The sequence below is a fragment of the Paraburkholderia sp. LEh10 genome (genome assembly GCF_017814945.1).
Classification (GTDB): Bacteria; Pseudomonadota; Gammaproteobacteria; order Burkholderiales; family Burkholderiaceae; genus Paraburkholderia.
In genome coordinates this window covers 104,234-127,050 of the sequence record NZ_JAGIPX010000003.1, presented here as the reverse complement: position 1 = coordinate 127,050, position 22,817 = coordinate 104,234, and the positions used below count along the sequence as shown (strand labels likewise).

20 protein-coding genes are annotated in these 22,817 nt (G+C 64.1%); 14 read left to right on the top strand and 6 right to left on the bottom strand.

Going from position 1 to position 22,817, the window contains the following annotated elements; translation table 11 throughout:
• Nucleotides 1-481 precede the first annotated feature (481 nt).
• The 4 genes from J8I87_RS03495 to J8I87_RS03480 form a co-directional block, all read right to left on the bottom strand.
• Nucleotides 482-1,219 (bottom strand): PhaM family polyhydroxyalkanoate granule multifunctional regulatory protein, encoded by a 738-nt coding sequence (locus J8I87_RS03495; RefSeq protein WP_209930059.1) that lies wholly within the window; start codon nucleotides 1,217-1,219, stop codon nucleotides 482-484.
• Between the two features lie 245 nt (nucleotides 1,220-1,464).
• Nucleotides 1,465-2,316 carry an enoyl-CoA hydratase/isomerase family protein gene (locus J8I87_RS03490; protein ID WP_209930058.1) on the bottom strand — a complete coding sequence of 284 codons (852 nt, stop codon included), beginning with the start codon at nucleotides 2,314-2,316 and terminating at the stop codon, nucleotides 1,465-1,467.
• Between the two features lie 92 nt (nucleotides 2,317-2,408).
• Nucleotides 2,409-3,617, bottom strand: coding sequence for an ABC transporter substrate-binding protein (locus J8I87_RS03485; protein ID WP_209930057.1), 1,209 nt, complete (start codon nucleotides 3,615-3,617; stop codon nucleotides 2,409-2,411).
• A 233-nt stretch (nucleotides 3,618-3,850) separates the two neighbouring features.
• Nucleotides 3,851-4,843, bottom strand: coding sequence for a fumarylacetoacetate hydrolase family protein (locus J8I87_RS03480; RefSeq protein WP_209930056.1), 993 nt, complete (start codon nucleotides 4,841-4,843; stop codon nucleotides 3,851-3,853).
• A gap of 17 nt (nucleotides 4,844-4,860) precedes the next feature.
• Here J8I87_RS03480 and J8I87_RS03475 point away from each other — a divergent pair, with 17 nt between their 5' ends.
• The 7 genes from J8I87_RS03475 (at nucleotide 4,861) to J8I87_RS03445 (ending at nucleotide 13,074) form a co-directional block, all read left to right on the top strand.
• Nucleotides 4,861-5,838, top strand: a complete 978-nt coding sequence (locus tag J8I87_RS03475) for an IclR family transcriptional regulator (RefSeq protein WP_209930055.1) — start codon at nucleotides 4,861-4,863, stop codon at nucleotides 5,836-5,838.
• 75 nt (nucleotides 5,839-5,913) lie between these two features.
• Nucleotides 5,914-7,125: a DUF3108 domain-containing protein gene (locus J8I87_RS03470; RefSeq protein WP_209930054.1), complete on the top strand. Its 1,212-nt coding sequence runs from the start codon at nucleotides 5,914-5,916 to the stop codon at nucleotides 7,123-7,125.
• 147 nt (nucleotides 7,126-7,272) lie between these two features.
• The gene (locus J8I87_RS03465) at nucleotides 7,273-8,061 is read left to right on the top strand and encodes an alpha/beta fold hydrolase (RefSeq protein WP_209930195.1); all 789 of its coding nucleotides are present in this window, start codon (nucleotides 7,273-7,275) and stop codon (nucleotides 8,059-8,061) included.
• A 116-nt stretch (nucleotides 8,062-8,177) separates the two neighbouring features.
• Nucleotides 8,178-8,435, top strand: a complete 258-nt coding sequence (locus J8I87_RS03460; protein WP_209930053.1) for a DUF3567 domain-containing protein — start codon at nucleotides 8,178-8,180, stop codon at nucleotides 8,433-8,435.
• 401 nt (nucleotides 8,436-8,836) lie between these two features.
• The gene (locus J8I87_RS03455; protein WP_209930052.1) at nucleotides 8,837-9,904 is read left to right on the top strand and encodes a homocysteine S-methyltransferase family protein; all 1,068 of its coding nucleotides are present in this window, start codon (nucleotides 8,837-8,839) and stop codon (nucleotides 9,902-9,904) included.
• A gap of 47 nt (nucleotides 9,905-9,951) precedes the next feature.
• Nucleotides 9,952-12,690, top strand: a complete 2,739-nt coding sequence (metH, locus tag J8I87_RS03450) for a methionine synthase (protein WP_209930194.1) — start codon at nucleotides 9,952-9,954, stop codon at nucleotides 12,688-12,690.
• A 177-nt stretch (nucleotides 12,691-12,867) separates the two neighbouring features.
• Nucleotides 12,868-13,074, top strand: a complete 207-nt coding sequence (locus J8I87_RS03445; RefSeq protein WP_209930051.1) for an acid-shock protein — start codon at nucleotides 12,868-12,870, stop codon at nucleotides 13,072-13,074.
• A gap of 155 nt (nucleotides 13,075-13,229) precedes the next feature.
• On the opposite strand, the gene J8I87_RS03440 is transcribed toward J8I87_RS03445, so the two are convergent.
• Nucleotides 13,230-13,556 carry a DUF1840 domain-containing protein gene (locus J8I87_RS03440; protein WP_209930193.1) on the bottom strand — a complete coding sequence of 109 codons (327 nt, stop codon included), beginning with the start codon at nucleotides 13,554-13,556 and terminating at the stop codon, nucleotides 13,230-13,232.
• Nucleotides 13,557-13,962: 406 nt separating this feature from the next.
• Here J8I87_RS03440 and argS point away from each other — a divergent pair, with 406 nt between their 5' ends.
• From argS to J8I87_RS03410, 6 genes are all read left to right on the top strand, one after another.
• Nucleotides 13,963-15,747 (top strand): arginine--tRNA ligase, encoded by a 1,785-nt coding sequence (gene argS / locus J8I87_RS03435; protein ID WP_209930050.1) that lies wholly within the window; start codon nucleotides 13,963-13,965, stop codon nucleotides 15,745-15,747.
• A gap of 100 nt (nucleotides 15,748-15,847) precedes the next feature.
• The gene (locus J8I87_RS03430; protein WP_209930049.1) at nucleotides 15,848-16,651 is read left to right on the top strand and encodes an SPOR domain-containing protein; all 804 of its coding nucleotides are present in this window, start codon (nucleotides 15,848-15,850) and stop codon (nucleotides 16,649-16,651) included.
• Nucleotides 16,652-16,802: 151 nt separating this feature from the next.
• The gene (locus J8I87_RS03425; protein WP_209930048.1) at nucleotides 16,803-17,441 is read left to right on the top strand and encodes a thiol:disulfide interchange protein DsbA/DsbL; all 639 of its coding nucleotides are present in this window, start codon (nucleotides 16,803-16,805) and stop codon (nucleotides 17,439-17,441) included.
• A 24-nt stretch (nucleotides 17,442-17,465) separates the two neighbouring features.
• Nucleotides 17,466-18,236: an SDR family oxidoreductase gene (locus J8I87_RS03420; RefSeq protein WP_209930047.1), complete on the top strand. Its 771-nt coding sequence runs from the start codon at nucleotides 17,466-17,468 to the stop codon at nucleotides 18,234-18,236.
• 3 nt (nucleotides 18,237-18,239) lie between these two features.
• Entirely contained in the window at nucleotides 18,240-19,061 is an 822-nt protein-coding gene (locus tag J8I87_RS03415; protein ID WP_209930046.1) for a helical backbone metal receptor, read from the top strand.
• Between the two features lie 265 nt (nucleotides 19,062-19,326).
• Nucleotides 19,327-20,925 (top strand): ABC transporter substrate-binding protein, encoded by a 1,599-nt coding sequence (locus tag J8I87_RS03410; protein ID WP_209930045.1) that lies wholly within the window; start codon nucleotides 19,327-19,329, stop codon nucleotides 20,923-20,925.
• A 110-nt stretch (nucleotides 20,926-21,035) separates the two neighbouring features.
• Here the strand turns inward: J8I87_RS03410 and J8I87_RS03405 are convergent, their stop codons facing one another.
• On the bottom strand, nucleotides 21,036-22,106 hold the full coding sequence (locus tag J8I87_RS03405) for an MBL fold metallo-hydrolase (protein WP_209930044.1): 1,071 nt from the start codon (nucleotides 22,104-22,106) through the stop codon (nucleotides 21,036-21,038).
• A gap of 211 nt (nucleotides 22,107-22,317) precedes the next feature.
• Between J8I87_RS03405 and J8I87_RS03400 the strand changes: the two genes are divergently transcribed.
• Nucleotides 22,318-22,767, top strand: coding sequence for a MerR family DNA-binding transcriptional regulator (locus J8I87_RS03400; protein ID WP_209930043.1), 450 nt, complete (start codon nucleotides 22,318-22,320; stop codon nucleotides 22,765-22,767).
• Nucleotides 22,768-22,817 lie beyond the last annotated feature (50 nt).

Sequence of the window (22,817 nt, the reverse complement as noted above, 5' to 3'; positions counted from 1 at the left end):
GGAACTTTCTCCGTCATCAGCGCAGCATTCAATTTTACGCGGTAATCGGCTGCCAAGAAGCATGCTTGGCAAAAGAACTACTGCGGCTCGTGATGCGCACGCGATTTTCATGCCTCGCATGCGCGGCCAACCGTGGGTGAGGGGAAACCTGTGCCTGGGTCGTGCCAGCTTGCTGCCTGGACAGCAGCATTGGGTCCGGGACTGACGCGTGGGCGCCGTGTTGGGACCGGGAGGAACCGCGAATCTGGTGAATTTCGCGCGCTCCCGCAGGCCAAAAAAGCTTACACGATGATAGCACGCGGGCCTGACAGTCCCGCTTCCGGGGCGTCGGCGCGCGCTTCGACATTGACGCAAAACAACGCAAGCGCTTGCGCACCGCACGGCGCAATCAGAATGTGCTATGCGGCGCGCATGCCTTGCCGCGAGCGGACGACGCGCGTTTGCATGACGATGCCGGCGCGCCGCTTCGCCGGCTCTACTGTCATTCCGACGTCGATGAACTCTTCTTCGCCGCCGTCGTGCCGCCGTTGCGCCTGGCCGCAGCGCCCGACGTGCGCTTCGCGGCGGGACGCGGTGCGTCGCCCGATTTCGCCTGTTCCGCACTGTCGGCGTCGCGCTCGGGCACGTCGTCCGGCTCGAGATCGCTCGGCTCAATGCCCGCGCCTGCTTCCGACGCGCCTGTCGCCGTCGTCGTGGCCGGCTGCGCCATCGCGAACTGCGCGATCTGGTTGAACTGCGCCTGCAGCAGATTCCACCAGCCCGACGCGTCGAACGCCGTAGACTGCGCCGCGTCGCCCGCCTCTTGCGCGGTTTCGGCCGCCTGTGGCTCGGGTTGTTTCGGCGCTTCGGGCGCGGGTTGCGTCATCGATTGCTGCGCGAATGCGCCGAACGCGCGCAGCGTGGCGAGCGTCGCGCGCTGCACTTCCAGCGCCTGGATCGCCGACTGCAGCATGTTCAGGTTGAGCTTGAGCCACTGCTCGACGGCGCGCATGTCGGTGATGCGCTTGTCGAGATCTTCGACGTTCGTGAGCGGCGCCATCATATCGGACATTATCGAAAGCGACGGCACGAAGCCCTGCGCCGCGCCGGGTTGCGTGCCCGGAAAGGCTGCGCCGAACGGGGTCAGACGCATCATGCCCCACATGCGGTCCAGCATTTCGGCGGGCGGAAAGCCGGGAAAGCCTGGGAAGGGCGGCGTCGAGCCGGGAGTGTCGGTCATGGTGATCTCCTTGATCTTCTGATGGACGGTTGCCTGCCTGCGGCGTTGGGTTCGATCATACCGCGCGCGAATTGCAGCGATTCATCGCTAGCCTCGCGGCGTGTGAGCTTATGGTGCGCCTTCCGGTGTGACGGTATTGCGGCGCCATGCAATGTGCAATCGCTGCTCCCTTTCGCGTCGCGAGGCGTCTTGCGGCCCTTCGTTGTCCCAACCCGCATCCGTGAGGACGCACCGCGGCGCGAGCGTCAGAACGTTTCCTCGCCGGGGAAATCGGGGGTCCTTCTTTCGCGCAGGGACGCCACGCCTTCGCGCACGTCCGGCCCCGCGAAACCCATGAATTCCAGCGCCAGCGACGTATCGAACGTCGGGCCCGCCGAACGCAGCCAGTTGTTCAACGCATACTTGGTCCAGCGGATCGCCGTCTGCGAACCGTGCGCGAGCTTGCGCGCGACTTCGAATGTCTTCGGGAGCAGGTCGTTGTCGTCGACGGCGAGTGAGACGAGGCCGATCCGCTCCGCCTCCTCGCCGCTCACCGGCTCGCACAGCATCAGGTAATACTTCGCCTTGGCCATGCCGCACAACAGCGGCCACACGATCGCCGCATGATCGCCCGCCGCGACGCCCAGCCGCGTATGGCCGTCGATGATGCGCGCCGACTTCGTCGCAATCGAAATGTCCGCCAGCAGCCCGGCGACGAGCCCCGCGCCGACGGCCGGGCCGTGCATCGCCGAGACGATCGGCTTGCTGCAGTTGATCACGTTATAGACGAGGTCGCGCGCTTCGCGCCAGACGCGCGTGCGCACATCGAAGTGGTTGGCCATGTCTTCGACGAGGCCGAGGTCGCCTCCCGCCGAAAAGCCCTTGCCTTCGCCGCGTATCACGGCGACACGCGTCTGCGGATCGCGATCGATGTCGCGCCAGATATCGGCGAGTTCGCGATGCATGTTCGCATCGGCGGTGGCGAGGTTGCTCTTGTTCGCGCCTTCGCCACTCATGACGATTTCGAGGATGCCGTGCGCATGACGCCGCACGCGCAGCGACCTGTAGTGCGCGTAAAACGCGGGTTCGACCGATTGAGATTCCGATTCGTGAGACATGGCTGGCACCCGTAAGAGCGACGCGTCGGCGTCGGGTCACACGTGACGCGTGCGGCGCAGCCGACGCTGCGCCGCCGTCATACGCCGCTCATTCAGCGCGGCTGATACACCCACTTCCCGCTGCGGATCTCGACCATCACACGCGCGCGCTGATCGAGGCCGAGGTGATCGGTCGCGCTCATGTTGACGACGCCGTTGGTATCGACGAGCCCTTTCGTCGCCTCGAGCGCATCGCGCAACGCGCGGCGGAATTCAACCGTGCCCGGCGCAGCCGACTTCAGCGCGACGGGAATCGCGTTGTTCAGCAGCATGCTCGCATCCCACGCATACGAGCCGAATGCGGATACGCTGCCTGGCCCGCGCAGTGCTTCGAAGCGCGCGATGTAATCGAGCGCGAGACGCTTCGAAGCATAGTCCGCGGGCAACTGCGACGCGACCAGCACGGGGCTCGCGGGCAGGAACGTGCCGTTGCAGTCGGCGCCGCACACGCGCAGGAAATCGTTATTGCCGACGCCGTGGTTGTGATAGATCTTGCCCTTGTAGCCGCGCCCGATCAGCGTCTTCGGCGGCAGCGCGGCCGGCGTGCCCGCCGCGCCCACGACGACGGCATCGGGGTTCGCGGCCATGATCTTCAGGATCTGGCCGGTGACGCTCGGGTCGGTGCGATTGAAACGCTCATTGGCCACGACGCTGATGTGGTGAATCTGCGCGAACTTCGCGACTTCCGCATAGAACGTTTCGCCGAGCGCGTCCGCCTGGCCGATGTACGCGAGTGTCTTCACGCCATGCTGGCTCGCGTGTTCGGTGATCGCGGACGCCATCATCGCGTCCGTCTGCGGCGTCTTGAACATCCAGTGCCGCTTAGCATCGACAGGCTCGATGATCTTCGCCGACGACGCCAGAGAAATAGCGGGCGTCTCGCCCTCGGCGATGACGTCGATCATCGCGAGCGAGTTCGGCGTGATGGACGAACCGATGATGGCATCGACGTGATTTTCGGAGATCAGCTTCTTCGTGTCCTGCACGGCTTGCGTCGTATCGGACGCGTCGTCGAGCACGATGTATTCGACCTTCTGTCCGGCGATCTCTTTCGGAAAGAGCGTCGCGGTATCGCGCGCGGGAATGCCCAGCGATGCGGCCGGTCCCGTCAGCGACAGCACGAGGCCGATCTTGACCTGAGCGAGCGCGAGCCCCGGCAGCAGCGAAAGCGCGGCGGCGAGCGCCGTGCGCCGTCGCAAGCCGCGCCGGTTCGAAACGCGCTGATGCAAAGTTGAAAATGCAAACGACCCGTATCGCGGCATGCGATGTCTCCTTCGTGTTTTTATGCGTTATTCGATGCTGCGTGGCTGGTGCTGCCCGCTGACCGTGAGTCGCGAGGCGAGGCGAGGCGCGGCGGCCTCGCGCGAGCGTCAGTGTAGCGGCGCGCGGCGCGCTCCCGGCATCGGGCGAAACCCTTTCGGATCGCCTGACGCCACGCATCGCCGATAGCGCGCGCGTATGACGCTTCGATCGGGCGTCATGCGTGAAGCCTTTCTCACTGCGCGGCTTCGGGCGGCGACACAGCCTGATCGATCGAGCCAAAGATCGACTTGCCCGCTTCGTCGAGCATCTCGATCTTCACCGTATCGCCGAATTGCATGAACCCGGTCTGCGCCGCGCCGTGCTCGATCGTTTCGAGGCAACGCTTCTCGGCGATGCAGCAGTAGCCGCGCTTCGCATCCTTGTTCGAGACCGTGCCCGAACCGACGATCGAACCCGCGCGCAGATTGCGGGTCTTCGCGGCATGCGCGATGAGTTGGCCGAAGTCGAACACCATGTCGGTGCCCGCGTCGGGCTGGCCGACCTTCTTGCCGTTCCAGTGGACGATCATCGGCCGGTGCACGCGGCCTTCGCGCCATGCGTCGCCGAGTTCGTCGAGCGTCACGGCGACGGGCGCGAACGAGGTCGCCGGCTTGCTCTGGAAAAAGCCGAAGCCCTTCGCCAGTTCGGCGGGAATCAGGTTGCGCAGCGACACGTCGTTGACGAGCGTCACGAGCCGAATGCTTTTCAACGCCTGCTCGGGCTTCACGCCCATCGGCACGTCGCCCGTGATCACGGCGACTTCCGCCTCGAAGTCGATGCCGAATGATTCCGACGCGCACACGATGTCGTCCTTCGGCCCGATGAAATCGTCGCTGCCGCCCTGGTACATCAGCGGATCGGTCCAGAACTCCGGCGGCATGTCGGCGCCGCGCGCGCGGCGCACCAGCTCGACGTGATTCACGTACGCCGAGCCGTCGGCCCACTGGAACGCCCGCGGCAGCGGCGCCATGCATTCCTTCGCGTCGAACGAAAAGGTGTTGCGCGCGCGTCCCTGATTCAACTCGTCGTACAGGTCGCGCAGTTGCGGAGCGTAGAACGTCCAGTCGTCGAGGACGCGCTGCATCGTCGGCGCGATGGCGTCGGCGACGGCGGCCGTGTGCAGGTCGCGGGAAACGACGATCAGCTGACCGTCGCGCGTGCCGTCCTTCAGCGTGGCAAGTTTCATGGCGGGAAAGGCGTTTGATGACGATAAGGGGAATCTATTCTACGATGGTGAATCGGCGCGGCCAAAGCGGTCTCGCCGCAGTCCACCGTCCAACTTGCCTGCCCATGCCGCCCACCGTCCGCTCCAGTTCCATCCGCACCGGCGCCGATTCCGCCGATTCCGTCGATATCGCCGACGATGACGCCGTCGATCAGCAGGAAGGCGGCGAAGAGAAACTGCGCTCGGGCATCCAGTCGATCGAGGTGGGCTTCCGGCTGCTCGAAGTGCTCACGCACGAACCGCGCGCAATGATGCTGCGCGATCTCGCACAGCAAGCCGGGATGAGCCCCGCGAAGGCGCATCGCTATCTGGTGAGCTTTCAGCGCCTGGGCGTCGTCGCGCAGGACCCGCTGACGGGCCGCTATGAACTCGGCGGCTTCGCGCTGCAACTGGGGCTCGCGCGGCTCGCGCGCGTCGACGGCGTGAAGCTCGCGCGTATCGCGCTCGCCGAGCTGCGCGAGCGGCTCGACATGACGGTAGGCATCGCCGTGTGGGGCAATCAGGGGCCGACCGTCGTCCACTGGATGGAGTCGAGCTATCCGGCGAAGGCATCGCTGAAACTCGGCGACGTGATGCCAATGCTGAGCTCCGCAACGGGCCTGCTGTTCGCCGCATATCTGCCGCGCGGCAAGACGGCCGCGATGATCGGGCGCGAACTCGGCGAGACGCAGCGTTGGGCGACGGCCAACAGTCCGTGCACGCCAGAAGACGTCGAGCGCGTGCTCGCGGATGTGCGCGCGCATGGCGCGGCGCGCGTCGAAGGCATGTTGCTGCCGACCATACACGCGTTCTGCATGCCCGTGTTCGATTCGAATGGCGATCTCGCGCTCGGACTGATCGCGCTGGGTCACGAAGGCGCGTTCGACATTGCCTGGGGCGGCGAAGTCGATACGGCGCTGCGCGAGTGCGCACACAAGCTGTCTTATGAACTCGGCTATAGTCCTACGCCGCGCTAGGCCCGAGGAACGCGCGAACGCGCTTCGCGGTCGAAGCGTTTCCATTCGCGTGCTTTGTCCAACCGGCTGCTTCTGATGTCGTCTCCGTCCGCCGTCCGTTCCGTCTTGCAATCGCGTGTCGCCGTTGCACAGCGCCGCTCGTCGCAGCTGCGTTGGAGCGGCGTGCTGGCGGCCGTCGTGGGCGCGCATTTGACCGCGGCACAGTGGTTCGAGCGGCATCACGACACGTTCAAGCCTATCTCGCCCGAGCATGTTCCCGTGCAGGTCGCGCTGCTCAAGCCGGAGCGCATCGAGACGCAGGCGGCCGGCTCGCCTCCGCCCGCGAAGGCGCCCGCCGCCGCGCCCAAACGCGGCGCGCAGCCGCCGCGCGCACATGTATTGACGGCGACGCGAACTGTCCCGAAGCCAGCCGCAGCGACGCCGACGCATGAAATTGCGAGCGCGCCCGTGGCGGCTTCGGCGGCGGCGGGTCCGGATGCAGGTGTTGCTTCCGCACCGACGACGCAGGCCGCCGCCAACCCCGGCCAAGGCAACGCGCCACACACGGCGCCCGGCGTGAAATTTTCCGTGCCGCCCTCGGGCGAACTGCAATACGACACGTTCTATAACGGCGTGCGCAACCAGCCGGGCAAGATTCACTGGTCGACGGACGGCGACGCGTACGCGATGATCGTTTCCGTGCCTTTGCCGTTCGTCGGCACGTTCAGCTATTCGAGCCACGGGCATGTGGACGCATTCGGCCTGGCACCTGATCAGTACATCGAAAAACGCGGCCGCCGCGGCGAGGACATCACCACATTTCACCGCGACACCAAGCAGATCGCGTTCACGCGTACGCCGGATACGCTGCCGCTGCAGGACGGCGCGCAGGATCGCTTCAGCATGGTGATGCAGCTCGCCAGTCTGGTACGAGGCGACCCCGACGCGTATCAGCCAGGCGTCACGCGCGAGTTCTACGTGACCGACAACGACAGCGGCGAAATCTGGCCCATCGAAACGATCGGCGACGAAACGGTGCGCACCGACCACGGGTTTATCGACGCGAGGCATTTCATGCGGCTACCGCGACGCGAAGGGGACCGGCGGCGCATCGATGTGTGGCTCGCGCCGTCGCTCGGTTGGCTGCCCGTGCGTCTCGTGCAGACCGAACCGAACGGCACGCAGATCGAACTCGTGTGGCGCGGCAAGCTCGCGCCCCCGGACGCGAGCGGCGACAACGCCGGCGACAACCCGCAGGACGCCGGACCGAGCGTCACCGATCCGGGCGCGGGGCCCGAAAAGCCCTGACGCAATCAGGCCATTCGAATCGCGGTACAAATAAGAAAACCTGGAAGACACTGCGCTTCAGAAACTTCCGTCGCCGGCGTCGATCGCATGACGAGCGATCAGTTGACTCGCTCGTTCTTTCATCGCGACAACACTTGGGGAGTCCGCATGCAAATCAATGTGAATGGCATCGATACGCGCTATGTCCTAAGCAATGAAGGCCCCGGACCATGGCTCACGTTCATTCATCAGCTCGGGGGCGATCTGTCGGTCTGGGATCAGCTCGCAGGCTATTTCCGCGAACGCTATATGGTTTTGCGTTACGACGTGCGCGGCCACGGTCAGACGGCTGTTTCAGACAAGCAATTCAGTGTTGCAGATTTGTCTCGTGATCTGCGTGCGCTGCTGGATGCGCTTGGCGCTCAAAGAACACATATTGTCGGAATGTCGATGGGCGGCATGATCGCGCAGCAGTTCGCGCTCGATAACCCGGCGCGCATCGAAACGCTCACGCTCGCCGACACGCACGCGGCCACGCCACCCGAGGGCCGCCCGCTCTGGGACGAGCGGGCCGCGAAGGCGCGCGGCGAAGGCCTTGGCGTGCTCGCCGAAGGCACGATGGAGCGCTGGCTGACGGCCGGCTTCCGTGAAGCTCATCCCGAAGTAGTCGAACAGATTCGCGAGGTGTTCGAGCGCACTCCGCCTGACGGTTATGCGCACGCGTGCGTTGCGCTGCGCGATTTCGACGTGCGCGGTAGACTGGCTGAGATCACCCTTCCCACACTTACTGTGGCTGGACGCCACGATGCAGGCACGCCACCTGCTGCTACACAGGTAATTGCGGATGCCATCCGGGGAGCGAAATTCGAGTTGCTGGACGCGGCTCACCTCGCACCAATTGAGCAATCGCAACGCTTTGCTGCTTTGCTTGAATCGTTTCTGCAGAAACGGGTCTAACCGATAGGTTCGGAGACTGATCGCATCAGGCCGGACCCACCCCTTGAATTCCAAACCAGGGGCTCCATCTACGGTGCAACACTGGCCCGGAGCCATCGGAAATAAGGAGTGTCGCCATGCAAATGATCTACAACAGCCCCAACTACTGTGTCGTCGAGTTCCCGCCGCAAGACGGCCATATCTCGATGAAGTCCGGCGGGTATGAGATCGTCGACAAGAATACGCAGCGCGAGATTTACATCGACGGTGCGATGGCAGCCAGTTTTCGCGAAAACGTGCAAAAGTTGATCGAAGACGAGCCGACGCTCGACGAAGTGGACGAATTTCTCGGTCAATTCGACAGCCTGATGAATCAACCGGTCATTCTTCACTGACCAGCGGGCGCGAGCCTCGCCCGTCGTAAGGCGACACGTTCCAATCGACCCCGTCCGGCTTTCCGGGCGGGGTTTTTCATTTGGGCCTGCTTTTTGTCTGCCTGCTTTTTGTCTGCCTGCTTTTTGTCTGCCTGCTTTTTGTCTGCCTGCTTTGGTCTGCCTGCTTTTGTCTGGCTGCTTCGTGCAACACGGCGCGAGACGCTGAGCGACAACGTTGCGCAAACAGCGAAACAAATACTTCCGGCGCTTCATTCGCAGCAACTGCCGCGCCTCGCGCGCCGGCAATCCCGCAGGCAACCCTTGGGCGGCTGGCGCGCCCGGCGCGTACGCGGCCATGCGGCTACAATATTGAGTTTCCTGAACAAGCCGGCCGAGTGCGCCGGCGCGAGCCCGATCAGACCATGAACCAGCCCGCCCCGTCAGCCCCCTCAGCCCCGTCGCCCGCCTATACGCGCGGCGCTGCCCTGCCCGCGTTGCTCGAATCGCGCATCCTGATCCTGGACGGCGCGATGGGCACGATGATCCAGCGCTACAAGCTCGATGAAGCCGCCTATCGCGGCGAGCGCTTCAAGGACTATCCGCGCGACATCAAGGGCAACAACGAACTGCTGTCGATCACGCAGCCTCAGATCATCCGCGAGATTCACGAGCAGTATCTCGCTGCGGGCGCCGACATCATCGAGACGAACACGTTTGGTGCAACGACCGTCGCGCAAGCCGACTACGGGATGGAAGAGCTCGTCGCGCAGATGAACCTCGAATCCGCGAAGCTCGCGCGCGCGGCCTGCGACCAGTACTCGACGCCCGACAAGCCGCGCTTCGTCGCGGGCGCCATCGGGCCGACGCCGAAGACGGCCAGCATCTCGCCCGACGTCAACGATCCCGGCGCGCGCAACGTCACGTTCGACGAGTTGCGCGCCGCCTACTACGACCAGGCGAAAGCGCTGATGGAAGGCGGCGCCGATCTGTTCCTCGTCGAAACGATCTTCGACACGCTCAACGCGAAAGCGGCGCTGTTCGCGCTCGACGAACTGTTCGACGACACGGGCGAGCGCCTGCCGATCATGATCTCGGGCACGGTGACAGACGCGTCGGGCCGCATTCTGTCGGGACAAACGGTCGAGGCGTTCTGGAATTCGCTGCGTCACGCAAAGCCGCTCACGTTCGGCCTGAACTGCGCGCTGGGCGCGGCGCTGATGCGCCCGTACATCGCGGAACTGGCGAAGCTTTGCGACACCTATGTGTCGTGCTATCCGAACGCCGGCCTGCCAAATCCGATGAGCGACACGGGCTTCGACGAACTGCCCGCCGACACCTCGGGCCTTCTGAAGGAGTTCGCGCAGGCAGGTCTCGTGAACATCGCGGGCGGCTGCTGCGGCACGACGCCGGAACACATCGCCGCCATCGCGAAGGCGCTGAACGATGTGAAGCCGCGCAAGTGGCCGGGCCAGTATCGCGACGCCGCATAAGGCCGCCGAAGCACGCGAACGCTGTATCGCACGAGAACATCGAAGCACTGACGAAACACGCACAAACCATGACCGATCATACGATGCGCCTTTCCGGCCTCGAGCCGTTCAACGTCACTTCGGGGACGCTCTTCATCAACGTCGGCGAACGCACGAATGTGACGGGCTCGAAGGCATTCGCGCGGATGATCCTGAACGGCCAGTTCGACGAAGCGCTCGCCGTCGCGCGCCAGCAGGTCGAAAACGGCGCGCAGGTCATCGACGTGAACATGGACGAAGCGATGCTCGATTCGAAAGCGGCGATGGTGCGCTTCATGAATCTGATTGCATCGGAGCCGGACATCGCGCGCGTGCCGATCATGATCGACTCGTCGAAGTGGGATGTGATCGAAGCGGGCCTGAAGTGCGTGCAGGGCAAGGCGATCGTCAACTCGATCTCGCTGAAGGAAGGCGAAGAGAGCTTCCGCCGCCAGGCTAAACTGATTCGCCGCTACGGCGCCGCAGCCGTCGTGATGGCCTTCGACGAGCAAGGCCAGGCCGACACGTTCAAGCGCAAGACGGAAATCTGCAAGCGCTCGTATGACGTTCTCGTCAACGAAGTCGGCTTCGCGCCGGAAGACGTCATCTTCGACCCGAACATCTTCGCCATTGCGACAGGCATCGAAGAGCACAACAACTATGCCGTCGACTTCATCGAAGCGACGCGCTGGATCAAGCAGAACCTGCCGTATGCGAAGGTGAGCGGCGGCGTGTCGAACGTGTCGTTCTCGTTTCGCGGCAACGACCCGGTGCGCGAAGCGATCCATACCGTGTTCCTCTATCACGCGATTCAGGCGGGCATGGACATGGGCATCGTCAACGCGGGCCAGTTGGGCGTGTATGCCGATCTCGACACCGAATTGCGCGAGCGTGTCGAAGACGTCGTGCTGAATCGCCGCGAAGACGCAACCGACCGTCTGCTCGAAATCGCCGACAAGTTCAAGACGGGCGCGGCGAAGAAAGAAGAGAACCTCGAGTGGCGCAACCAGGGCGTCGAGCAGCGTCTCGCGCATGCGCTCGTGCACGGCATCACGAACTTCATCGTCGAAGATACCGAGGAAGCGCGCGTCAAGATCATGGGCAGCGGCGGCCGCCCCATCAACGTGATCGAAGGCCCGCTGATGGACGGCATGAACATCGTCGGCGACCTGTTCGGCCAGGGCAAGATGTTCCTGCCGCAAGTCGTGAAGTCGGCACGCGTGATGAAGCAGGCTGTCGCCCATCTCATTCCCTTCATCGAAGAAGAGAAGCGCCAGCTCGCCGAAGCAGGCGGCGACGTGCGCGCGAAAGGCAAGATCGTGATCGCGACGGTGAAGGGCGACGTGCACGATATCGGCAAGAACATCGTCTCCGTTGTGCTTCAGTGCAATAACTTCGAAGTGGTCAACATGGGCGTGATGGTCCCGTGCAACGAGATTCTCGCGAAGGCGAAAGTCGAAGGCGCGGACATCATCGGACTGTCGGGGCTGATCACGCCGTCGCTCGAAGAGATGGCCTACGTCGCGTCGGAAATGCAGCGCGACGACTACTTCCGCGTGAAGAAGATTCCGCTTCTGATCGGCGGCGCGACGACGTCGCGCGTGCATACGGCCGTCAAGATCGCGCCGAACTATGAAGGCCCCGTGGTGTATGTGCCCGATGCGTCGCGTTCGGTGTCGGTGGCGTCGAACCTGCTGTCGGATGAAGGCGCGGCGAAGTATCTCGACGAACTCAAGACCGACTACGACCGCATCCGCGACCAGCACGCGAACAAGAAGGCACTGCCGCTCGTCACGCTCGAGCAGGCGCGCGCGAACAAGACGAAGATCGACTGGAGCGCCTATCAGCCTGTGAAGCCGAAGTTCATCGGCCGCCGCGTGTTCAGAAACTATGACCTGAACGAGCTCGCGAACTACATCGACTGGGGTCCGTTCTTCCAGACGTGGGATCTCGCCGGGCCGTATCCCGCCATCCTCAACGACGAGATCGTTGGCGAATCGGCGCGGCGCGTGTTCTCCGATGCGAAGTCGATGCTCGCGCGGCTGATCCAGGGCCGCTGGCTCACCGCGAACGGCGTGATTGCGCTGCTGCCCGCCAACACGGTCAACGACGACGACATCGAAATCTACACGGACGAGTCGCGCACCGAAGTCGCGCTGACGTGGCGCAACGTCCGCCAGCAAAGCGTGCGCCCCGTGGTGGATGGCGTGATGCGCGCAAACCGGTCACTCGCGGACTTCATCGCGCCGAAGGACTCGGGCGTCGCCGACTATATCGGCATGTTCGCGGTCACGGCGGGTCTCGGCGTCGATGCGAAGGAAAAGCAGTTCGAGCAGGATCACGACGACTACAGCGCGATCATGCTGAAGGCGCTCGCCGACCGCCTCGCGGAAGCGTTCGCCGAAGCGATGCACGCGCGCGTGCGCCGCGACCTGTGGGGCTACGCCCACGACGAAACGCTGTCCAACGACGAGTTGATCGCCGAGAAGTATCGCGGCATCCGTCCCGCGCCCGGCTATCCCGCGTGTCCGGATCACCTCGTCAAGCGCGACATGTTCGTCACGCTGCAAGTCGACGAGATCGGCATGAGCGTGACCGAGTCGCTGGCGATGCTGCCCGCCGCGAGCGTTTCCGGCTTCTATCTGGCGCACCCGGAAAGCACCTACTTCTCCGTCGGCAAGATCGGCCAGGACCAGCTCGAAGACTACGCGCGGCGCATGTCGCTGTCGAAGACGGACGCGGAGCGCGCGCTCGCGCCGCTGCTGTAAGCGGGGGAGCGCGTGGCAGGAATATATCGCTGGCCGAAGGCTGAATATTCCGGCTGAAAGGCCCAGCGAATATTTTCGGCTTTGTAGACTGAAATCGCTGCATCCCGCGAACCCGCCAGACGCGACCGAAAAACGCGTCGGCTCAACGACTTGCAACCGTCAACGGAGAATAATCGTATGAAGAAGCTGACGCTGATGTTGACCGCGTTATCGCTTGCCGCCATTGCGCCGCTGTCCGAGGCCCAGCCTCAGGCTCCCGGCGGATCGAGCGCGGTGAGCTCGTACTCGCCGCCCACCGTCAAGCACGTGAAGAAGCCGAAAAAGAACAAGACGAAGAACGGCGCGTCCGCTCCGGCGACGGCGCCGGACGCCGCGAGCCAGTAACGCGCAAGCGCCGCGGCAAATGAAAAAGCCCGTTCAGTGACGGGCTTTTCTGCTTCTGGACTCCGTACGCGCAGTTCAGGCGCAGACCCATGCGGCGTGAGCGCCGCCATCACACGGCTGCGCGCACCCGATCTCGCCGAAGCGCGAGCCGCGCGTCACAAACCCCAAACGATATCCGTGTTGTCCTTCTGCGCGGCGCGCAGCATGTCGAGGAACGGGAACGCGCGCTGCGCGAGGCCGATCGGAAGCTCGTGGTGCTCGTGGCCATCCTCCCCTTCGTGGAAGTGGCCTTCATGCTCCGCACGCTCCTGCTTGTCGGTGACGATGGCCGCTTCGAGCTTCGAGATCGCAACGCCCAGTTCATCGTGGTTGATGACGCCGCGCTGGCCGAGCCGCTTGCCGATGATCCCCAGCAGGTACTGGGCGAGATTCTCCAGCATCACCACATCGGGCGCGGAGCGGCACTTGAAAGTGATCAGCATGATGACGGTTCCCTTTTCGTTTTGGTGGCTTCTCGCGCGGCCAGCCGCATGATGCCCCGCGGCCAGCCGCGCGGGTTCCGTTGGCGCGCCGGCCCACCCTCCGGCGGCGGGCTGGCGGCCACGGCCCTTGCCGGGCATCTCATTGGACATATTAGCACCTGCTAAAATCCGGCTTGACGGAAAAAGCTCGCCGTCGTGCGCCCGGGCACGCTGCGCCTTCATGGCCGCGCGTGTTCGCACTGTCGCCACGGCCCGCGCCCGAAGCGCCATCCGCGCGGCCGCGCGGCCGCGGGGTCGCGCCGGCGTCGCATGTGGCGCTCAGGCGCTTTCCACGCCGCCGACGGCTTCACGCCGTTTTCGGCGCTGCCCCGCTTCATCGGACTGCCTCACTGGACTCGCAACAAGCATGCTGCCTGCACACAAACACACTCTCGAAACCCTGTTGACCGACGTGGTCAAGCAGGTCGCCCAGGCCACTCAAGGTGCATCCGAAGCCGCGTTCATCGCACCCGCCATCGTGCTCGAACGACCCAAGGTCGCCGCGCATGGCGACGTCGCGTGCAACATCGCCATGCAGATCGCCAAGCCGCTGCGCAGCAATCCACGCCAGCTCGCGCAACAGATCGTCGATGCGCTGCTCGCTCATCCGCAAGCCGCGGGCCTCGTCGAAAGCGCCGAAGTGGCCGGTCCGGGCTTCATCAATCTGCGCCTGTCGGCGGCTTCCAAGCAGGCCGTGATCGCCGCCGTGTTCGCACAGCGCGCAGCGTTCGGCCGCTCGCAGCGCGACGCCGGCAAGCGCGTGCTGGTCGAGTTCGTGTCGGCCAACCCGACGGGCCCGTTGCACGTCGGCCACGGCCGCCAGGCCGCGCTCGGCGACGCGATGTCGAATGTGCTCGCGTCGCAGGGCTATGACGTGCATCGCGAGTTCTACTACAACGACGCGGGCGTGCAGATCGGCAACCTCGCGATCTCGACGCAGGCCCGCGCCCGCGGCCTGAAGCCGGGCGACGCCGGCTGGCCGGAAGCCGCGTACAACGGCGAATACATCGCCGACATCGCGCGCGACTACCTGAACGGCGAAACCGTATCGGCCAGCGACGGCGAGCCCGTCAAGGGCGCGGGCGACGCGGACAACCTCGAGGCCATCCGCCGTTTCGCCGTCGCCTATCTGCGTCATGAGCAGGATATGGACCTGCAGGCGTTCGGCGTGAAGTTCGACCAGTACTACCTCGAATCGTCGCTATACACGGAAGGCCGCGTCGAGAAGACGGTGAACGAACTGATCGCAGCGGGCAAGACGTACGAGCAGGACGGCGCGCTGTGGCTGCGCACCACCGACGACGGCGACGACAAAGACCGCGTGATGCGCAAGTCCGACGGCACGTACACGTACTTCGTGCCCGACGTCGCGTATCACGAGACCAAGTGGGAGCGTGGCTTCACGAAGGTCATCAATATCCAGGGCTCGGACCATCACGGCACGATCGCGCGGGTGCGCGCCGGACTGCAGGGACTCGGCATCGGCATTCCGAAGGGCTACCCCGACTACGTGCTGCACAAGATGGTCACCGTGATGCGCGACGGCCAGGAAGTCAAAATCTCGAAGCGCGCGGGCAGCTACGTGACGGTGCGTGATCTGATCGAATGGTCGGGCGGCGCGCTGCCGGGCCAGGAAGCCGCGCCCGATCTGCTCGACGAAGAGACGATCCGCCGCGGCCGCGACGCCGTGCGCTTCTTCCTGATCTCGCGCAAGGCCGACACGGAATTCGTGTTCGACGTCGATCTCGCGCTCAAGCAGAACGACGAGAACCCGGTGTACTACGTGCAGTACGCGCACGCGCGCATCTGCTCGGTGATTAGCGAATGGAAGTCGCGCTACGCCGCCGATGAAATGATGCTGCCGTCCTTCGATCTGTCGCCGCTCGACAGCGAGCGCGCGATGGCGCTGTTGCAGAAGCTCGCCGAGTTCCCGGACATGCTGACGCACGCCGCCGACGAACTCGCTCCGCACGCGGTCGCGTTCTATCTGCGCGACCTCGCGGGCGAATTTCACTCGTTCTACAATGCCGAACGCGTTCTCGTCGACGACGAAACGCCGCGCAACGCGCGCATCGCGCTGCTTGCGGCGACGCGCCAGGTGCTGGCGAACGGCCTCGCCGTGATCGGCGTGTCGGCGCCCGCCAAAATGTAATCTCCGCGCGGTTTAATGGCACTTAATTGGGACGACGAGCGGATGACCGTCGCTATAATCGACGGTCATTCAAGATTTCCTTTTGCAGGTGAATTAGACGATGGCAAAACCACGCCGCACTACAAAACAATCGAAACAGACCGGGGGCACTTTTCTCGGCATCGTGCTAGGCCTGATCGTTGGCCTGGCCATCGCGGTGGTGGTGGCGCTCTACATCACGCGCGCACCCACGCCGTTTGTCGCGAAGGTCGCGCCGCCCGCCGCTTCGGATAGCGGCGCGAGCCAGCCGCAGTACGATCCGAACCGTCCGCTGCAAGGCAAGACTCCCGGCCAGCCGGTGCCGCAAGCGGCGCAGCCCGCGCCGCCCAATACGGCGCCCGGCCAGACCACGAACCAGTCGCAGACCTCGGGCATGCTCGAAGAGCCGCAGATCGTCGAGGTGCCCCCGTCGAACAATGGCGTCGCTGTCGCGCCGAAGCCCGCGCAGGACAACGCCAACGGGAATAACGGCGCGAACAGCGGCACGACGACGGCGATGAACCAGCCGAAGAAAGCGCCGAACGCGACCAGCGCGCCGACGACCGCGAACATTGCGCCCACGCAGCCGCCGAAAGCCGGCTCGACGCCGAACGCGAACGGCACGCCGCCCGTCGCCAACGACGCGAACACCGGCTATCTGCTGCAGGTTGGCGCATACAGGACGGCGGCGGACGCCGAGCAGCAGCGCGCGCGGCTCGCGTTCCAGGGCTTCGAATCGAAGGTCACGCAGCGCGATGCGGGCGGAGTGACGTACTATCGCGTTCGGATCGGCCCGTTCTCGAAGTTCGAGGAAATGAACACCACCCGCCAACGCCTGTCCGATGCGGGCGTGGACACGGCCGTGATCCGCTTCACCAAGCAGTGACTCTCGCGCAGTAACAGGTTGTCACGCGCCGCCGCTGAACCTTCGACGCGCGGCGCGAGTCTCATGTGCGGCAGACGCCTGCCGTCGAATCCGTAACGGTCGCGGCGCGCGAAAGCCCGCCACCGTTACCTCCCTGATTGGTTCACAAGACATGAAAAAACTGCTCAGCATTCTTTTTCTTTCGTTCGGCATCGTCGCGAGCGCTGCGCAAGCGTCGCCCGCCGCGCCTGTCGCTGGCAAGGACTACACCGTGCTGTCCACGCCGCAGCCCGTCGAGGCGCCCGCCGGCAAGATCGAAGTGATCGAGTTCATGTGGTACGGCTGCCCGCACTGCAACGAGTTCGACCCGGACCTGGAAGCGTGGATCAAGAAACAGGGCCCGGACGTCGTGTTCAAGCGCGTGCCCGTCGCCTTCCGCGACGACTTCATTCCGCACTCGAAGCTCTATCACGCGGTCGACGCGCTCGGCCTCGCGAACCAGCTCACGCCGACCATCTTCCACGAGATCCACGTCAACAAGAACTATCTGCTGACGCCGGAAGACCAGGCAAAATTCCTCGCGAAGAACGGCGTCGATCCGAAGAAGTTCATGGACGCGTACAACTCGTTCTCGACGCAAAGCGCGCTCCAGCGTGACAAGAAGCTGCTCGAAGACTACAAGATCGAAGGCGTGCCGACGCTCGCCGTTCAGGGCAAGTACGAAACAGGCCCGGCGCAGACCAACAGCCTGACGGGCACGATCCAGGTGCTCGACTACCTGATCGCCCAGGTTCGCGCGAAGAAGATGTAATTCGATTCACGCACGCCAGCCGGTATGAGCTCATCATTGAAGGTTTTCATCACCGGCGCGTCCAGTGGCATAGGTGAAGCGCTCGCCGCCGAATACGCGCGGCGCGGCGCGATTCTCGGCCTCGTCGCCCGGCGCGGCGACGCCCTCGCCCGCTTCCAGCAGTCCCATCCGCAGAACACGATCTCCGTCTATTGCGTCGACGTACGGGATGCGGACGCGCTCGCCCGCGCCGCGCAGCAGTTCATCGCGCAGCACGGCTGCCCCGACGTGGTGATCGCGAACGCGGGCATCAGCCGCGGCGCCGTGACAGGTCACGGCGAGTTGCAGACGTTTCGCGACGTGATGGACATCAACTACTTCGGCATGGTCGCCACCTTCGAGCCGTTCGCGCAGGCGATGGTCGACGCGCGCAAAGGCACGCTCGTCGGCATTGCGAGCGTCGCGGGCGTACGCGGGTTGCCGGGCTCGGGCGCATATAGCGCGTCGAAATCGGCGGCGCTGAAGTATCTGGAAGCACTGCGCGTCGAGATGCGGCCGCTCGGCGTATCGGTCGTCACGATCGCGCCCGGCTATATCCGCACGCCGATGACGGCGCGCAATCCATACGCGATGCCCTTCCTGATGGACGCGGATCGCTTCGCCCAAAAGGTCGCGGACGCCGTCGAGCGCAAGAGGCGCTTCGCCGTGTTCCCTTGGCAGATGCGCTTCGCGGCGATGCTGCTGCATGTCGCGCCGCGCTGGCTCTACGATGCCGTCTTCGAAAAGGCGCCGCGCAAGCCGCGCACCGCGCAATAGGTCATGGCCGCGCGTGCCGTCGATGCAGCCGGTGTCGAGCACGCGAAAGCGGCAAGCGGTGCGCGCATCGTGTCGTTGGTGCCGAGCATCACCGAACTTCTCTTTGCGTTGAATCTGGATGCGCAGATCGTGGGGCGCACGGGCTTCTGCGTGCATCCACGCGACAAGGTGCGCAAGGTGCCGAAAGTCGGCGGCACGAAGGCCGTGAAACTCGACGCGGTGCGCGCGCTGCAACCCACGCATGCCATCGTCAACATCGACGAGAACGAGCGCGAAACCGTCGAGCGGCTGCGCGAGTTCGTGCCGCATGTCGTCGTCACGCATCCGCTCGCGCCCGAGGACAATTTTGCGCTGTACGCGCTGCTCGGCGCGATCTTCGATCGTCAGGACGACGCACGGCGGCTAGGCGATGCGCTTCGGTTGCAACTGGATGCCGCCGCATCGCGCGACTGGCCGTATCAGAACGTGCTTTACGCAATCTGGCGCGAGCCTTGGATGACCGTCGCGCGCGACACCTATATCTCCGCGATGCTGCGCCTCGTGAACTGGCAAACGCTGCCGGACACGCAAGGCGGCGAAAAAGGCGCGGCCCGTTATCCGACATTCGACTTCGACGCGCCGTGGCTTGGCGAGGTCGACCGGGTGCTGCTGTCGAGCGAGCCGTATCGCTTCACGCGGCAGCATTGCGACGCGCTCAAACAGGACGCGCGCCTTCAGCGCAATCGCGGCACGCAAATCCAGCTGATCGACGGTGAAATGGTGTCGTGGTACGGCTCGCGCGCGATCGACGGCATCGCGTACCTTGTGGACTACGCCCGCCGCTAGCCTCAATCCGCAGCCATATGGATATGCGGATTCAATTGTTGTCGCTGCCGAAAGCGTTCGATAAGCTTGCGCGAGAGCCGGCGCAGCGGCGCCCGACGCAATGGCGCCCGATGCATCAACGCCTCGACAAGACGTGACGCAGCGCGCCGGCCGCATATTCGTATCAGAATGACATTGCGTGACAGCACCCGCACGGAGCGCGCGTGATGCACAACGCCACCCCACGCCGCCCCGCCACGAACAATTCGAAATCCCGGGAGATCTTATGCGTTTCAAGTTGCTTGCCGCCGCCGCGACGTTGACGGCCCTCGCCACCGCGTCCGCGCTGGCCGTCGCGAAACCGCTCACCGTCTGTACGGAATCGAGCCCGGACGGGTTCGATGTCGTTCAGTACAACTCGCTCGTCACGACCAATGCATCGGCGGACGTGGTCTTCAATTCGCTCGTGTCGTATGACGAAGCGGCGAAGAAGGTCGTGCCGTCGCTCGCCGACAAGTGGGACGTGGGCGCAGACGGTCTCACGTACACGTTCCATCTGCGTCCGAACGTGCAGTTCCAGACCACTGACTACTTCAAGCCGACGCGGCCGCTGAACGCCGACGACGTGGTCTTCACGTTCGACCGGATGCTCGACGACAACAACCCGTGGCACAAGGTCGCGGGCGCGAGCGGCTTTCCGCACGCGCAATCGATGGGGCTCGTGAAGCTGATCAAAGCGGTATCGAAGGTCGACGACAACACCGTCAAGTTCGAACTGAACGAGCCTAACGCGACCTTCGTGTCGATTTTGACGATGGGCTTCGCGTCGATCTATTCAGCGGAATACGCCGACCAGTTGCTGAAGGCGGGCACGCAGGCCGATCTGAACGCAAAGCCGATCGGCACGGGGCCATTCGTGCTGAAGGGCTACACGAAAGACTCGATCATCCGCTACGACGTGAATCCGACGTACTGGGGGCCGAAGCCGAAGATCGACCGGCTGATCTACGCGATCACGCCGGATGCCGCCGTGCGCGCGCAAAAGGTGAAGGCGGGCGAATGCCAGATCGCGCTGTCTCCGAAGCCGCAGGACGTCGCGGACGCGAAGAAGGACAAGTCGCTCGCCGTCGTGCAGACGCCCGCGTTCATGACGGCGTTCGTCGCGCTAAACACGCAGAAGAAGCCGCTCGACAACCAGAAGGTGCGCGCCGCGCTGAACATGGCGTTCGACCGTGCATCGTATCTGAAGGCCGTGTTCGACAATACGGCGACGCCTGCAAACAATCCGTATCCGCCGAATACATGGAGCTACGACAAGGCCGTGAAGCCGTGGCCCTACGACACCGAAAAGGCGAAGAAGCTGCTCGCCGACGCGGGCTATCCGAACGGCTTTGAAACGACGATCTGGGTGCGCCCGAACGGCAGCGTGTTGAATCCGAACCCGAAAGCAGGCGCGGAAATGCTGCAGGCCGACTTCGCGAAGATCGGCGTGAAGGCCGAAGTGAAGGTGATCGAATGGGGCGAACTGATCAAGCAGGCCAAGCAGGGACAGCACGATACGCTGTTCATGGGTTGGGCGGGCGACAACGGCGACCCGGACAACTATCTGTCACCCCTCTTTAGCTGCAACGCGGTGAAGTCGGGGATCAACTTCGCGCGTTACTGCGATCCGGAACTCGACAAGCTGATCGCGCAGGGCAAGGAAACCGCCGATCAGAGCAAGCGCACGAAGGCGTATGAGGCTGCGCAGCAGATCATCCACGACGAAGCACTGTGGATTCCGCTCGGCTATCCGACGGCGGCGGCGATCACGCGCACGAACGTGAGCGGGTATCACGTCAGTCCGTTTGGACGGCAGAATTTTGGGGCAGTCGTGGTGCAATAGGCTCAGACTTCAGGCTCAGACTTCACAACGCTTCGCTTCGACGCACGAAAAAGCCCGGCCAGTAACTACAGCTGGGCTTTTCATTTTGCAGGCGGGGGCTTGACGTTACATCACGGATTGAAGCGAACCACGCCATCGTCCCCCTGCACCCGTTTCAACTCGCCCTGAAGCCACAGCAGATGCAAATGCGCGAGCGCCTCACCCATCGCGAACGTCATCTGATGAATATCGAGTTCGCGCTTGAACATGACGGGGACGATATCCGCCGCGCTGCACGGCTTCTGCGCGCAAGCCGCGCGCACTTCCGCGAGCCGCGCCGCGTGGTGATCGCGCAGTTGCCCGATACGCGTGCGCAGCCCGCGAAACGGCTTGCCATGCGACGGCAGCACGAGCGTTTCGGCGACCATCGTTTCGTAACGGCCGAGCGAACCCAGATACAGCGCGAGCGGATTGCCTTCCGGCTCGATGTCGAACACCGACACGTTCGTCGAGATGCGCGGCAACACCATGTCGCCGGAAATCAGCACGCCATCCGCTTCTGAATGCAGTGCGCAATGCTCCGGCGAATGACCGAAACCCGTCACGACGCGCCACGTGCGCCCGCCGATCGACAGCGCATCGCCGTCACGCATGCGCCGGTATTGGCCGGGCACCGACGGCACCAGGTTCGAGTAATAGCTCTTACGATTGCGCAGTTTGTCCAGCGAGGCTTCGTCGCGCAAACCGTGCCGCGCGAAGTGGCGCGCGGCGCCCTCGCCGCCTGCGTTCGAGCCGTCGCCCGCCGCCATCACGCGGCCCAGCATGTACTCTCCGAGCGTGATCCACAGACGCACGCTCCAGCGCTTGCGGTCGCCGCCCTCGCACAGCCAGTTCGCGAGACCGAGATGATCGGGATGGCAATGCGTGACGATCACACGCAGCACGGGAAGACCTTCGAGCGCCGTGTCGAATAGCTTTTCCCAGTTCGCCTTGATCTCGTCGGAAGCAATCCCGCAATCGACGATTGTCCAGCCCTTCTGCCCGTCGATCTCGTCGCGCAGCAGCCAGAGATTGATGTGATCGAGCGCGAACGGCAACGGCATACGCAGCCAGTAGACGCCCGGCGCGACCTGCTGGGTCGTGCCGGCGGCGGGCATGCTGTCGGCGAACGGGTAGTCGAGTTGGTGTTCGAGAGCATTCATCGTGGGTTTCCTCGTCGGCCGCACTTCCGTGAGTCGTGACCCAATCCGGGCGTGCGGCGTGGTTGCGCTTTATTCAAGTTGACGATAACGTAAACGTCGATTCTAACGTTCAATCCGTTATTGTGCCCGGCCTCGGGACACCGCGACCGGACTCCACGACCGGACTCCACGACCGGACTCCGCGACCGGACTCCGCGATGAACACTCGACAATGAACACCCAATACACGATCACCGAACTGGCCCGCGAATTCGACGTAACGCCGCGCGCAATCCGCTTCTACGAAGACCAGGGTTTACTCTCACCAAGCCGCGAAGGGTCGAGCGGACTGCGACGCGTCTACTCCGGCCGCGACCGCACGCGGCTCAGGCTGACGCTGCGCGGCAAGCGGCTGGGCTTCACGCTGTCGGAAATCCGCGATCTGCTCGATCTTTACGACTCGCCGACCGACACCGTTGCGCAGTTGCAGGCGTTCCTCGCGACCGTTGTCCGGCACCGCGAAATACTGGAGCGCCAGCGCGAAGACCTGAACGCAACACTGGAAGATCTCGCGCAATACGAAGCGCAGGCGCGCGTGCTCCTCGAAAGCGGCGAGCGTGGCGATGGCTACATCAACGAAGCGAACGCCGCGCGTGAAGATGTATTGAAAGAAAAATCCTGATCGAAAGATCGGACGACGTACGCAACAGTTGGCACGGCGTTGGGAGAAGA